Origin of the sequence: Evansella cellulosilytica DSM 2522, assembly GCF_000177235.2 — a bacterium.
Classification (GTDB): domain Bacteria; phylum Bacillota; class Bacilli; order Bacillales; family Salisediminibacteriaceae; genus Evansella; species Evansella cellulosilytica.
The window spans coordinates 3145679-3159935 of record NC_014829.1 but is presented as its reverse complement, the minus strand read 5'-3'; the positions used below and the strand labels follow the sequence as shown (position 1 = coordinate 3159935).

Below are 14257 nucleotides of genomic sequence, written 5' to 3'. Positions count from 1 at the left end.
TGTTGAAAAAAAGCAGTGCCGATACGGCGTTCGAAGAAAATTAATTATTTCGAAAGATAGTTATTGGAGTTTCATATTTTTATATAATTATGGAATATATTCATACACAAAGGTTTTGTAATCGGTTACACTTATCTCATATTCTTATAAGAGAAAGGGGTAATTACAAATGTATAAGAAAAAATTACTTATTATGACCATGATGATGCTTACTCTAATGCTTGTTGCTGTTGGATGTGGGCGAGATGCTGCTGAACCAGTAGAAGAGGATGAATCAACAGTAGAAAATGGTAGCGATGTCACAGAAGAAACAAGTGATGATGTAGTACCAGAAAAGCCAGAATCTCTTGAAATCTGGGCAAACAATGAAGAGTACCAATTTGCAGCAATAGAACATTTAGTAAAGCAGTTTGAAGAAGAACATGGAATTGAAGTATTAGTTACACCTTACTTAATGGCTGATCAAGACGAAGCTTTCGAATTAGATGGGCCAAGTGGAATTGGACCTGATCTTATTTTTCAACCACATGATCGTTTAGGCAATTTAGTAACACAAAATCTACTAGCGCCATTAGAGGCTGATGAGGCAACGCTAGCTGAGTATACAGAAGACGCTATTATAGCTTTTACTTTAGATGGTGAAGTTTACGGGGCGCCATTAGTGATGGAAAATACGGCTTTATATTATAACAAAGATATTATAAGTGAAGTACCTGAAACAATGGAAGAACTATATGAATTAGCAGAAGAATTAACAGATGCGTCTAATGATGAATACGGTTTCTTATTTGAAGCACTTAATTTCTATCACGTGTTCCCTTGGATGGGAGGATACGGTGGGTATGTATTCCCACAAGATGCAGAAGGAAACTATGATCCAACAGATTTAGGTTTAAATAACGAAGGATCTGTTGAAGCATTCGCAGAAGTTCAAAGTTTGTTTGAAAGAGGATTAATTCCAAGAAGTATAACAGAAGATGTTCTTAATGGCTTATTTACTGATGGGAAAGTAGGAGCAGTTCTATCTGGACCTTGGTATATGGCATCCTTCTCAGATGCTTTAGGGGATAGCTTAGGAGTTGCTCCTTTGCCAACTTTATCTAATGGAGAAGACCCAACACCATTTGCAGGTGTAAAAGGTTGGCTTGTATCTAACTATACAGAGCACACTTACTGGGCGTCACAACTTGCTTTACACCTAACTAGTGCTGATTCACAAGCATATTACTTCGAGGAGACTGGCGAAATTCCAGCCCGCCCTGATGCGGATATCGATCACCCATTAGCAGAAGGTTTCTTAGATCAATCACAATCTGCGATCCCAATGCCAAACATTCCTGAAATGGGCCAAGTGTGGGACCCGATGGAAGATGCGGTACAATTTAATGCAGACGGAGATGACCCAAAAGAAATACTAGATGAAGCAGTAGAGGATATCTTTTTGAATATTGATTTAATGCAGTAATTGGTTTATTACATTGATTTGATAGGGAGGCTGTTAGCCTTCCTATCACCATTCTATTGTGTTTAGGAGGTTCATGGATGGAACGTAACGAGCAAGACGAACTAGAAACTGGAAAAGAAACGGAACATAAATTTTCCAACCATAATCCAAAGTTAGCGTTGCTATTATCAGTTATACCAGGCCTTGGTCAATTTTATAATCGTAGATTTATGAAAGGTGCCTTTTTCCTAATTTTTGGAGCTGCATTTCTAATTACCTTATATGATTTTCTTAATATTGGGTTATGGGGAATCTTTACGCTTGGTACACAACCAATTAGAGACCACTCTCTACAATTAATCATTCAAGGGCTTGTTTCCATCATATTAATTGCTTTCGCATTATTAATATATGGTATCAATTTACGAGATGCATACAAAGATGCAGAAAAACTAAAAGAGGGCTTCGGTATCCCGACATTAAGGGAAGCTTTTCATAATACGTACGACAAAACATTTCCATACTTTTTAGTTGGACCAGGTTTAATTTTAGTAATCTTTTCAGTCATTTTACCGCTAGGATTCATGCTTTCTTTAGCTTTTGTTAATTATAGTTTAAGGAATACTCCACCACATAATTTGCTAGATTGGGTAGGGTTAGATAACTTTATCGCATTAGCAACGACCTCGATTTTCCAGCAAACATTCATTAGTGTATTCAGTTGGACACTTGTTTGGACTCTAGTCGCGACTACGTTGCAAATAGCATTAGGATTATTTTTAGCAATTCTAGTAAATGACAAGCGAGTTAAATTCAAACGTACATTTAGAACATTATTTATCTTACCTTGGGCAGTACCTGGCTTTGTTTCTATATTGATTTTTGCAGCAATGTTTAATGACGGTTTTGGAGCTATTAATAGACAAATCATGGAGCCGTTATTAAACATTAGTATCCCGTGGATGACAGATGTCATGTGGACAAGGGTAGCAATCATAACAATTCAAGTTTGGTTAGGATTTCCCTTTGTATTTGCGTTATTTACTGGTGTTCTACAGAGTATTTCGGATGATTGGTATGAAGCAGCAACAGTCGATGGAGCTAATAGGTGGCAGAAATTTAAGGCCATTACTTTCCCACATGTCATGTATGCAACAGCTCCACTCTTGATTATGCAATATACAGGTAATTTTAATAACTTTAATATTATTTATTTATTTAATGAAGGTGGGCCAGCTGTTCGAGGACAAAATGCAGGTGGTACAGATATCTTAATTTCCTGGGTATATAGTTTAACATTCCAACAACAGAACTATAGTATAGCTGCAGCAATATCAATGATTATTGGTCTCGTTATTGCAGTATTTGCCTTTTTCCAATTCAGGAAGACAAAATCTTATAAAGAGGAGGGGAAAGTATATTGAAGCTTAATACAAAGACAAAAAACAGATTGGAACTTATCGGTATCTACACGGTGTTTGCCATCATGGCAGTAATCATTGCCTATCCCCTCTTATGGGCTGTAGGTATGTCATTGAATCCTGGTCGCAGTATGTTTTCAGCATCAATGATCCCAGAAAATTGGAGTTTAGAACATTACAGGTGGTTGTTCTTTGATGACCCAAGAGGACGATATGTAACGTGGTATAAAAACAGTTTAATTGTAGCAGGCTTTACATCGTTTTTCTCTGTCATTGTAGCAACATTTACCGCCTATGCCTTTTCTAGGTATAAATTTGTAGGACGAAAAAATGGGATATTTATATTACTAGTATTACAAATGTTCCCAATATTAATGGCAATGGTTGCGTTGTATTTACTTTTAAGCTTAGTGGGTTTATTAAATTCATTAACTGGGTTAATCATTATTTATGTTGGGGCAAGTGTCCCAATGATGACATTCTTAGTTAAAGGGTATTTTGATACGATACCAAAAGAACTTGATGAAGCGGCTAAAATTGACGGTGCTGGTCACTTTAGAATATTTGCACAAATTATTCTTCCGTTAACTAAACCGATATTAGCAGTGGTAGCCTTATTCCAATTTATGACACCGTTTATGGATTTCCTGCTACCAAGAATTGTATTACGAAGTGAAGATAAGTTTACGCTAGCACTTGGTTTATTTAATTTTGTTAGTAATGAGTTTGATAACAATTTCACACGGTTTGCAGCTGGTGCTATCTTAGTCGCCATACCAATAGCGTTAGTATTTTTATTCTTACAAAGATATTTAATATCAGGGCTAACAGCTGGTGGGACTAAAGGGTAAACGCATAAACGAAATTATATTAAAAATTATACAGCATAGAAAAGGTGATTTAATTGGTAAAAAAATATCAGCCGATAAGTAGTAAAATTCCTAAAATGTTACATGGTGCAGACTATAATCCAGAGCAGTGGTTAGATTATCCAGAAGTGTTTGAGGAAGATCTTCGTCTTATGAAACTAGCAAATTGTAATGTTATGTCTGTTGGTATCTTTTCTTGGGTATCCCTTGAACCGGAGGAAGGTAAATTTACGTTTGACTGGATGGATCACGTACTAGATAAATTAGTTGAGAGTGGGATATATGTTTTTCTTGCAACCCCAAGTGGTGCAAGACCAGCATGGATGTCTCAAAAATACCCAGAGGTTCTTATCACTCGATCCAATAGAGTAAGAAACTTACATGGGGAACGTCATAATCATTGCTATAGCTCCCCTGTTTACCGTGAAAAAGTACGTATCATGAATACGAAATTAGCAGAAAGATACGGAAATCATCCGGCAGTTATTGGGTGGCATATATCGAACGAGTATAATGGTGGTTATTGTAACTGTCATTATTGCCAAGAAAATTTTAGAGAATGGCTAAAAGAACGTTACGGATCATTAGATAGATTAAATCATGCGTGGTGGACAAAGTTCTGGAGTCATACACTCACAGATTGGTCACAAGTAGAGTCACCAGCACCACACGGTGAAAACTCCGTCCATGGAATGAATCTTGATTGGAAACGGTTTATCACGGATTTGACAATGGATTTTATAGAAAATGAAGTAGCACCACTCCGTAAAGTGAATCCTGATATTCCTGTTACGACAAATTACATGGAAACATTTGAGCCATTAAACTATTATAAAATGTCATCTATATTAGATGTTATTTCCTGGGACTCTTATCCACTTTGGCATAGTGAGAAAGATGATAGTAATATAGCAGTTTGGACTGCATTGAATCATGATATGATGCGTTCATTTAAAGGTGGTAAGCCATTTATGCTGATGGAAAGTACGCCGAGCCAAACGAATTGGCAAGATGTGAGTAAACTGAAAAAGCCAGGGATGCACTTGTTATCTTCTCTTCAAGCCGTGGCTCACGGTTCCGATACGATTCAATATTTCCAATGGAGGAAAAGTAGAGGTTCCAGCGAGAAATTCCATGGCGCCGTTGTAGATCATGTAGGTACTGAGCATACTAGAGTATTCTGTGACGTCGCAAAAGTGGGGGAAACACTAGGTGAGTTAACAGAAGTGGTAGGAACAAGTGTAGAGACTGAAGTGGCCATTATTTTTGATACAGAAAACAGGTGGGCAATAAATGATTCTCAAGGACCGAGAAATATGGGAGTACACTATGAACAAACGGTCTTGCGTCACTATAAAGCATTTTGGACGCTAGGAATACCGATGGATGTCATTGATATGGACTTTGATTTCTCTAAATATAAGGTAATTGTTGCGCCTATGTTATATATGGTTAGACCTGGAGTTGGAGAGAGGATAGAGAAGTTTGTAGAAAATGGTGGGACATTTGTAGCAACCTATTGGTCTGGAATTGTAAATGAAAATGACCTTACTTTCCTAGGTGGATTCCCTGGACCTCTCCGCAAAACGCTAGGAATATGGTCAGAAGAAATCGACGGATTGTATGATTGGGAGAAAAACAGTGTAGTGATGTCTAAGGATAATGCGTTAGGTCTAAAAGGGTCTTATGAAGCACATGATCTATGTGACTTAATTCATACGGAAGGTGCGGAAGTTCTTGCAACATATGGGAGCGATTTTTATGCAGGACGTCCAGCAATTACCGTAAATAAGTTAGGAAATGGGAAAGCATATTATGTTGCTTCACGTAACAAAGAACCATTTTATTATGACTTCTTTTCAAAGATTGTCAAGGAAGATAACTTAAGACCTGTATTGGACACAAACTTACCAGACGGAGTTTCAGTACAACTTCGTACTGATGGTACTAATGACTATGTTTTTCTTTTGAACTTTAGTGCAAAAGAACAAACAGTTCTATTAGACGACAAACAATATACGAACATAATTAAGGGGAATGCAGAAATAAATAGTGTTAACTTAGCTATAAATGGAGTAGCTATTTTGAAGCGTCCGAGTAAGTTAACACATCACTAATAAGCTACATCATCTCCAGTGTAAACTTTATTGAGGCTGAAATGTATGGAAAACCAATTCATTAATAATGTGGAGGAATAACTTTTTCTTATTTGCCAGCCTCTTCTCCATTATTTTTCAACAACGAAACGACTACTCATGATAGGGGCAATGTTCTTTTGAGGAGGTGAATGTTATATACATACCAATCAAATGTAAATTAAATTATTAGCATGAAAAGAAGGAAAAGTATAGCTAGAATTAAACTTGAAATATTTTGAAGATTCTGTTTTTTGAAACTTGTTTCGAAAAGAGAAATTGTTTTATTTTTTAGGAGGGATAATATATGCGCTTAAAAAAAATTGTAAAACGTAACTCAAAGGTAATGCTAATTGCTATTTTATTAGCAGGTATATTTGCTGGGACACCACTATCGACTACTCTAGCAGAATCGTCACTAGTGAAAAATCATAGTTTCGAAAATGATTTAGACTCATGGGAAACAAATGAAAGTGAAGCAATTACGACACCTGAGAGTGGCTGGTTACCTGAAGGTGGCGAAAGTAAGCTATTAAACTACTGGTTAGATGAAGCTTATGTTGCTGATACGTATCAGACAATTAATGGAATCGAAGGTGGCTCTTACATGTTATCAGCTTGGGTCGCTAACGATGGGGGATTTAATGAGAGTTATATGTATATTGAAAGACCAGGAGGGGAGGTCTTGAAAGAGGAAATCTCTTCTGTTGAGGGGTGGACTAAAATTGAAAAGCCCATAGAAGTGGAAAATGGTGAAATTAAAATTGGTTTTTATGCAGATGCAGAGCCTGGAGCATGGCTTGGTGTAGATATCGTGCAGTTAGTACCGGAGGGTTCTGGAGAACAGCCGACACCAGAAAGAGATGATTTTATTTATGGTGTTGACATTTCTACGCTCACAAAAGTAGAGGACTATGGCGGTGTTTTTTACGACCAAGGAGAAGAAAATGATGTACTAGATATTTTAACGAGTTATGGATCGAACTGGGCTCGTTTAAAAGTTTGGGAAGATCCAGTGGATGTCTATGAAAATGGAATGGCTTATAACGATTTAGATGACACGATTGAAAAAGCAGTGAGAATTAAGAAAGCAGACATGAAGTTCTTACTTAACTTTCACTACTCAGGCTTTTGGGCAGATCCAGGTAGACAAGACAAGCCTGCATCATGGGAAGACCTATCTTTTGAAGAGCTAAAACAAGCTGTTTACGATCACACTGCAGATACGATTGAGGCATTAGTCGAAGCTGGTGCAGAGCCGGACATGGTACAAGTAGGAAATGAAATTAGACCAGGGATGCTTTTTGATGATGGTCGTATAGTAGATAATGATTTTAGTAATTTAGCAGAATTAGTAAACTCTGGTATAGACGCTGTGCGTGACACTTTAGGTGACGAAGTTGAAATTATGTTACATCTTGACCAAGGTGGGGACAATAGTGCTTATCGTTGGTGGTTTGATGGAATTATTGCTGAAGGTGTGACTGATTTCCAAGTAATCGGGGCGTCATACTATCCATATTGGCATGGAACATTAGAAGACCTTGAATATAATCTTAATGATATAAGTGAACGTTATGAAAGAGATGTCGTTGTTGTCGAAACAGCATATGCATATACGTTAGAAGATCAAGACGGTCATTCGAACATTTTCACTTCTGCAGAAGAAAACATTGCAGGATACCCTGCAACCGTAGAAGGACAAGCTCGGTTCCTTTACGATGTAATGGAAGTAGTGAGGAATGTACCTAATGATCGAGGGTACGGTATATTTTACTGGGAGCCAGCGTGGTTAGGTGTTGAAGGAGCAGGTTGGACTGCAGGTGAAGGGAACGCGTGGGAAAACCAAGCAATGTTCGATTTTGAAGGAAATGCGCTAGAATCTCTAAATGTATTTACTCGAGGTTATGTACCACCAGTACCAGAACCTAGGGCAGTAGAAGAAGTGGAAGTAGATGAAACGTTAGCGGACTTAATCCTTCACTCTTTAAATAAACCTGCAAATGCTTCAAGCAGTGCAGGACACGGTGGAGGAAAGGACAATGCCCCTGAAAATGCTGTTGAAGAAGATGAAAATACATCTTGGGGTACAGATGAAGGTGTTAACGCTTGGTGGTCAGTAGACCTTCTAGAGATTGTACCATTAGAGAGAATATTGATTCATTTCTGGGATGGTGTTAATGAGTTTGAAATAGAAATTTCTGATAATGGAGTAGATTTTACTTCCTTAGGTACTTATGAGGTAACATCCTCCAATATGGATATAACGTTGCCAGAAGACACTACTGCGCGATATGTCAAAGTGACAATTACAGAAGCTACGAGTAATTGGGTAGGATTCATGTATTTTAAAGCGTATGGTAATGAAGAACTTCCAAAAGAGGGCCCATCAACCGTTGAAAATGGTGAGGTCGAAGAGGGCGAAACGCCTGAATCTAGTGGAGGTGGAGAAACAAATAGTGACACCGAAAAAACAGTAGAAAATGGTAGCGAAGATAAAGAAACACAAGAAACTGAGTTCGATAAAAAAGAAGACGATGAAGCTGAAGAGACTTCTAAACCGGGAGAAGAGGGAGATAGATTACCAGATACAGCAACATCTAAGTTTAATCTATTCATGTTAGGTATGTTATTACTCGTAATTGGTACTACTGTATTCTTTCTTAGTCGAAGAAAACAACTAAGGCTATAGCATATGCTCGAGGGTGTCCCAAAGAAGAAAGATTTAATGGGACATCCTCCCTTTAAAAGGGGGGATTATTATGAAGAAAAAGCCAGCAAATTTTAAGAGTTATGGAAAAAGTTTATTAAAGAAAATAAAAAGGATGAGGTATAAAGGAAAGTTGATTCAAAAGTTAACATTATTGATCGCCGCTATTTTCGTCGTAAGTACCGCATCAAGTTTCTTTATTTATTATCATAACCAACAAGTGACGAATAACAGCTTAGCTTTAGAAGAAGCTGCGGATTTACAACAAAGGTATACGCTATTGTTATCCGAGGTGAAACAAATTGGATTGACACAACTACAACTCGTCACTTCAGGTTATGAAAGTGACCGAGTCGAAAATCTCCAGGAATCTTTACATTTGTATGAACAAAACTACAACTATATTAATGACATGATTGAAGGAGATGAAGCTTTAGAACATTATTTTTCTCACTTTGGCAACGCATTTAGCACTTATGAAGAGTTAAATGAAAGATACTTCTTACCTGGATTTGAGTACGAAGATAGAGATAGAGTCCGATCGAGAGTTACTCCACACATTGTGAGAACAGAAGACAACATTAATTCTGTCGACGATCGAATTCATACATATTTGGAAAATAGCATTGATGAAGCTAGGTCTGAATTACATAGTGCAATCACAACGACTACCATCATAACTATTACAGGCACCGTCTTTCTTGTCCTTGTTCCGCTATTATTTTTGTTATTATTTGGTAAAAACGTCTCAAGTGGTGTAAGACTTGTGATGGATCGAATTGAGGCGTACAAAGCTGGAAACTTGCATTTTAAGCAAAGTAAAACAAGATATGATGAATTTCATGACATCAATACGGCGTTAGAAGAAATGGGGACTTCTTTACGAGACGTACTAGAGTCTAATGAACAAGCGGGAAAAGAAGTCACTCATGTAGCTGAGCAAACATCAAAAGCTTCGTCTGAGCAATTAACTGCCATGGAAAAATTACTAGAGACAATCCATCATTTTTCAAATGAACTAGATCAACAAACGGATTTTACTACTACTATCTCAAGTACAACGGAACAAGTATCCGCAAGCTCACAAGAAATGCAATCCTCTGTTGAATTAATGACATCTCAAGTAAATGAAGTAGGTTCTACTTCAAACCAAGGTGTAGCATTGATGAGAGAATTGCAGGAAACGATGAAACAATTAAATGAAAACACAGAAATTGCTTCACGAAAAGTATCGGATATGGAGCAACAATTAAATGAGATCAGTGCATTTATGGAAGGAATCGACAACATTGCTTCACAAACTAATTTATTGGCACTCAATGCATCAATTGAAGCTACAAGAGCAGGAGCAGCTGGTAGAAGTTTCTCGGTAGTTGCAACTGAAATAAGAAAGCTTTCCTCTGAAACAAATGAATTCTCTACACGTACAAAAGAGATATTAGCGAATTTAGGGGAAGAAACAATTCAGGTTGTAAGCGCCTTTGACTCCTTTTTAATCAAAAGCATAGAGACGTTAGAAAAAACAGATGTAGCTTCCACTAAATTTCAAGATATATCAGAAAAAAATAACCATTTAACTACGCAATATAACGAGATGATCCTCTCTATTGAACAAATTAATGAAGCGATGGAAAGTGTCGTTGAATCCGTTTCCCAACTCGTAGAAGGCGCAAACTATTTACAAAAAAACAATCATACGTTTAAAGGGGTTATTGAAAAACAAACATTAAGTCAAAAAGAGTTAACAAAATTAATCGCTTCGTTATATGATACGGCACAGTCATTGAAGAAGTCGAGTTAAGCAGGTGAGGATGTCCCAATAGTGATAACATACGGTGACACCTTCTTCTTTCTATAAATAGGTAAAACACTACAGCGGTACTTACCAATGGATTTAGAGGTATATACTCCTTAAAATCATGTATGTAGAATTGTAAATGATGCCGTTGACAAATCGATAATACATACTGGATGGAAAGCAATGATGGGTGAAGTACGTTCACACTACCATCCAAAAATGATGTAGGATTAATTCATAGATAAGGTATTAATAAGCAAATAAATAGAGAGGTGGTCTCTAAAAGTCATTTACTAATGCCTTTTGGGACCCACTTTGTTGGTAAAGTGACCTTATAAAGTATTTTAATGGGAGGATACTTACTATTCGTTTTGAAAGTTTAAAGAGAGGGTATAGACAAGTAATGAAACATTAAGGAGGAGTGGATGATAATGATGAAGTGGGTGGCATCTGCAGCAGTTGTGTCAATCATCACAACAGGATCTTACTACATCTCTAAGGAGAAAAATAGAAAGCAAGTATACGATAAATGGAATCGCCTAAAAGCAAAAGTAAATAACAAAACAAACGAGCATCATGTTGATTATTTATCTGAGAAGATTGGGCACTCTGATCCACATGACATTGATGATAATACTATGGTAGATGAAGGCGCCACATATGCGGTGAATTACTATAACAAGGAAATAAGACAGTAACTAATTAAACAGGATCGAAAAGTAAAAGGCTAAATGGTTAAAATCCCATTTAGCCTTTTAAGAGCAAAATTCATAAAATAGTTCTATTTTGAACTTGATGCTTACTGCTCATCAGCGCAATTATTTGATACTGGCTGGTGTCAATACAGTTTAATGAATTTAGGAGTGGTGTTCGAGTGCGAAGGTAAATAAAATATAGTTTAAAGTCCATTCAGGAGTGGTGTTTCTCCTACCTCATGAGATTTTAAAGGCACTTTAATGTCCACTCGCACATGCTCCCTCGACTTCATGGGACTTTATAGGCACATTAAAGTCCACTCGCACATAATCCCTCTACCTCACGGGATTTTAAAGGCATTTTAATGTCCACTCGCACATGCTCTCTCTACCTCACGGGATTTTAAAGGTACTTTAAAGTCCACTCGCACATGCTCCCTCGACCTCATGGGACTTTATAGGCACATTAAAGTCCACTCGCACATGCTCCCTTTACCACATGGGCTATTAACGAACTTTAATGTCCACTCGCATATCCACGCACTTCCACACGGGCTATTAAATTCCTTTCCATCATACTCGAGTGTAAAGGTGAAGTAAACAGTGTAGAAAGTCCATTAAGGAGTAGTGTGAAAGTGTGAAGGTAGAATACTAAATAAACACTATCTAAAGTCCACACGTAAGCATCATCCGTTTGTAAGAATAAAATGGATATCACTCACTCTCAAAAAATCCCTTTGTCCTTAATATAAATAGTTTTTTGTTTTATTAATAATGAATAGCTAGTTGTGAAACGATATATAGGTAAGGACAGTATCTTTCTTTATATTCAGCTAAAGATGAATGCATGAACTTTACTAAAGCATTTAAGATATTAAAGAAGAAAGCTCTGTTAAAGACTTGTGTTGATTTTTCGAGACAGGATGATCGTAGCGGTAGGTGCGAGACGCTTGTGGAAAGCAAGAGTTGAAGATACATCGGGATGGGTAAGGTCGATAGCAATGGCTCCGTTCGTTGCGCGACTACTATGAGAACCGCGACTCATAGTAGTCTTTCAAAAGATTGCAACGACTACGCTCATTGCATTGAGGGACTAAAAAAGGTAAATTTCAACATTTTTCATTGCCCTCTTGAAGCCTTATTCGCCGCTCCGAGCTGTCTCGACGGATGCAGCTTCAGAGGGAAACTAGAAGAGGAAGAGAAAAGTGAGCGTCTTGCAGCGAAAATCAACAGAGTTTAACAGACCCAAGAAAAAAGAAAAGGGAGCTAACATGATAAAAAATATAAACGTTTTAGAAGAATCAAAAAAAATTATCATTGCTGCATTCAGTGCTGTATTATTAGCTTTAAGCTTAAACTTTTTTTTGATACCAGCTAATGTTTTCGCGAGTGGCTTCACAGGGATTGCCCAAATTTTAGCTGAGCTTGTTCCTTTATCACCGGGTATTTTACTCTTTTTATTAAATGTTCCAGTTGCTATTTTAGGTTGGCTTAAAGTAGGGAAAAGCTTCACGCTATATAGCTTTATTAATGTTGCTTTTACAACTTTATTTTTAGAAATAATACCGATAACATACATATCAAGTGATATTATTTTGAACTCTGTTTTCGGTGGTGTTTTAGGTGGAATGGGTGCGGGAATTATTTTAAAGTTCGGTGCCTCTTCTGGTGGTGTTGATATTGTTGCTTTACTAATGGCTAGAAAAAGTGATCGTCCTTTAGGAATTTATTTCTTTATATTAAATGCTTTTATCGTATTGACTTCAGGGTTAATGTTTGGAATGGAAAAAGCACTTTATACGCTTCTAACGTTGTATGTTAGTTCAAGACTCATTGATACAATACATACTCGTCATGTGAAGTTAACGGCGATGATCGTAACAAGCAAAGCCGATGAGCTTCAGCACGCGATATATCAAGAAGTGACAAGAGGAGTAACTCGAATACCAGCAAAAGGAGGCTATTCGAAAGCAGACAAAGAAATTATAATGATCGTGATTACGAGATATGAGCTTTATCAGCTGAAACATATTATTGATGCTGTCGACCCTCAAGCGTTTACTAACATAGTACAAACGACAGGGATTTTTGGTATGTTTCGTAAAGAATAAACAAATGAAACTTTTCAATAAAAGGGTCGTCTACTATAATAAATGGATAAAAGCTGGAGGCGATGAATAATGAAGAAGTTTGTAATCATGGTTTGTATGTTGTCATTTATTACTGCTTGTGGTACGGGGGAAGGTGAAGAAAGTACAGAGTCTGTACCAGTGACTGGGCAAGGTGAACAGCATACTGATAGTGAAAACAATGATATAGATAAAGAAGAAAAACAAGGAGATCAGGGGGGAGAAAGTATGGAATATAGGGATTTTTTATATAGTGTAGATGCCTCTCTGGAAGACAATGCTTTACAAGTATCAATCACTTTAAAAAATGAAGCTGAATCTGCTCGTAAACTAGAATTTTCCTCTGGACATCAGTTTGATATCATCGTAAAAGATCAAGAGGGGAATGTTATATATGACTACGCAGCTGATCGTATGTTTACTCAAGCATTCATATTTGAGGAAGTGGGAGAAAGTGAAGCTTTAACATTTAACGATCAATGGTATTCAGAATCATTAGGTGATTATGAAGTGTTACAAGTTGAAGCGACACTTCTTCCTTTTGCTATTGACGATGAAGAGGTAGAGAAAGGTGATATAAGTCTAACAGTAACGCTCACAAAATAAGGAAGCCAAAATTATTTGGCAATGGCTCCGTTCGTTGCGCGACTACTATGAGAAAACAACTCATAGTAGTCTTTTAGTAGATTGCAACGCTACGATATTCTTTGAGGTACTGAAAAAGTGGTGTTCTTTGAGGCCACTGAAAAAGTACTTAAATTCAAAGGATAGACTAATAAAAATAAGGTTGTTTGAATATAGAAGTTGATGAGTCCTATGCAAACTCGCTTTCCGTGGGCGGCTGGTGAGCCTCCTCAACCTGCGGTCTGCGGGGTCTCAACCCTGCCTTCGATCCCACAGGAACGAGCGTTGCTTCGTCGATAATGCTTCGAGTTGTCTCGACGGACACGCTCCAACGCATATGCTTGTAGAGGAAGAGACAGTTACCTCGCTTGCTCCGGTCTCATCAACCTTTCCTATTATGAGGTATATTGAATATTAATGCAACGAAACAGC

9 protein-coding genes are annotated in these 14257 nt (G+C 37.3%); all 9 read left to right on the top strand.

The features are described 5' to 3' along the window. Nucleotides 1-169: 169 nt before the first annotated feature. Nucleotides 170-1465: an extracellular solute-binding protein gene (locus BCELL_RS14675; RefSeq protein ID WP_013489547.1), complete on the top strand. Its 1296-nt coding sequence runs from the start codon at nt 170-172 to the stop codon at nt 1463-1465. Nucleotides 1466-1542: 77 nt separating this feature from the next. After that, nucleotides 1543-2868 carry a sugar ABC transporter permease gene (locus tag BCELL_RS14670; protein ID WP_013489546.1) on the top strand — a complete coding sequence of 442 codons (1326 nt, stop codon included), beginning with the start codon at nt 1543-1545 and terminating at the stop codon, nt 2866-2868. Next, on the top strand, nt 2865-3716 hold the full coding sequence (locus tag BCELL_RS14665) for a sugar ABC transporter permease (protein ID WP_013489545.1): 852 nt from the start codon (nt 2865-2867) through the stop codon (nt 3714-3716). The genes BCELL_RS14670 and BCELL_RS14665 overlap by 4 nt, the downstream gene beginning before the upstream one ends. Before the next feature lie 53 nt (nt 3717-3769). Next, entirely contained in the window at nt 3770-5851 is a 2082-nt protein-coding gene (locus BCELL_RS14660; RefSeq protein WP_013489544.1) for a beta-galactosidase, read from the top strand. A gap of 325 nt (nt 5852-6176) precedes the next feature. After that, on the top strand, nt 6177-8561 hold the full coding sequence (locus tag BCELL_RS22200; RefSeq protein ID WP_013489543.1) for a glycosyl hydrolase 53 family protein: 2385 nt from the start codon (nt 6177-6179) through the stop codon (nt 8559-8561). Between the two features lie 70 nt (nt 8562-8631). Continuing rightward, nucleotides 8632-10380, top strand: coding sequence for a methyl-accepting chemotaxis protein (locus BCELL_RS14650; protein ID WP_013489542.1), 1749 nt, complete (start codon nt 8632-8634; stop codon nt 10378-10380). Nucleotides 10381-10808: 428 nt separating this feature from the next. Further along, nucleotides 10809-11075, top strand: a complete 267-nt coding sequence (locus BCELL_RS14645) for a hypothetical protein (RefSeq protein WP_157184207.1) — start codon at nt 10809-10811, stop codon at nt 11073-11075. A 1268-nt stretch (nt 11076-12343) separates the two neighbouring features. Beyond that, nucleotides 12344-13183 (top strand): YitT family protein, encoded by an 840-nt coding sequence (locus tag BCELL_RS14640; protein ID WP_013489539.1) that lies wholly within the window; start codon nt 12344-12346, stop codon nt 13181-13183. 69 nt (nt 13184-13252) lie between these two features. Further along, entirely contained in the window at nt 13253-13807 is a 555-nt protein-coding gene (locus BCELL_RS21715; RefSeq protein WP_013489538.1) for a BsuPI-related putative proteinase inhibitor, read from the top strand. The last annotated feature ends 450 nt before the right edge of the window (nt 13808-14257 follow it).

Bases quoted from the DNA above. Each gene is read 5' to 3' on its own strand.
- BCELL_RS14675 (WP_013489547.1), top strand. From the start codon at position 170: ATGTATAAGAAAAAATTACTTATTATGACCATGATGATGCTTACTCTA.
- BCELL_RS14670 (WP_013489546.1), top strand. From the start codon at position 1,543: ATGGAACGTAACGAGCAAGACGAACTAGAAACTGGAAAAGAAACGGAA.
- BCELL_RS22200 (WP_013489543.1), top strand. From the start codon at position 6,177: ATGCGCTTAAAAAAAATTGTAAAACGTAACTCAAAGGTAATGCTAATT.
- BCELL_RS14650 (WP_013489542.1), top strand. From the start codon at position 8,632: ATGAAGAAAAAGCCAGCAAATTTTAAGAGTTATGGAAAAAGTTTATTA.
- BCELL_RS14645 (WP_157184207.1), top strand. From the start codon at position 10,809: ATGATGAAGTGGGTGGCATCTGCAGCAGTTGTGTCAATCATCACAACA.
- BCELL_RS14640 (WP_013489539.1), top strand. From the start codon at position 12,344: ATGATAAAAAATATAAACGTTTTAGAAGAATCAAAAAAAATTATCATT.
- BCELL_RS21715 (WP_013489538.1), top strand. From the start codon at position 13,253: ATGAAGAAGTTTGTAATCATGGTTTGTATGTTGTCATTTATTACTGCT.